This is a genomic window from Bartonella vinsonii subsp. berkhoffii ATCC 51672, from assembly GCF_902825225.1.
GTDB classification, from domain to species: domain Bacteria; phylum Pseudomonadota; class Alphaproteobacteria; order Rhizobiales; family Rhizobiaceae; genus Bartonella; species Bartonella berkhoffii.
Map to the genome: position 1 here is coordinate 1 of NZ_CADEAK010000293.1, position 397 is coordinate 397.

The following is a 397-nucleotide window of genomic DNA, read 5'->3' on the forward strand; positions in this document are numbered from 1 at the left end:
GTGTAGAAAATTGGGGTCTTCGTCCCCTCGCTTATCGTATTCGCAAAAAGCGTAAGGCCTATTATGTGCTGGTTAATATCGATGCACCCGCTGCAGCAATTGCTGAAGTGGAACGTCAAATGCGAATCAATGAAGATAGTTTGCGTTACATGACTATTCGCGTAGAAAAACATGAAAAAGAGAAGTCTGCTATGCTCTCACGCACTGATCGTAATGGTCATGATGAAGAGCGGCCTCGCTCTGTGCGCCGTCAACGTGAAGATATCATGGAAGGAGTAGAATGATGACTGATATGAATCAAACTGCAGTGCGTCGTCCCTTTCATCGTCGTCGCAAAACATGTCCCTTTTCAGGTGCTAATGCCCCTAGAATTGATTATAAAGATATCAAACTGTTG

The 397-nt window shown here is 44.3% G+C and carries 1 protein-coding gene and 1 pseudogene; both read left to right on the forward strand.

From position 1 onward, the window contains the following. A partial coding sequence (gene rpsF / locus J7R10_RS09320) for a 30S ribosomal protein S6 (protein ID WP_208436532.1) occupies nt 1–284 on the forward strand: 284 nt, incomplete at its 5' end. Then, nucleotides 284–397 (forward strand): annotated as a pseudogene (locus tag J7R10_RS09325) (30S ribosomal protein S18); the annotation flags it as partial. The gene rpsF and the pseudogene J7R10_RS09325, both read left to right, overlap by 1 nt.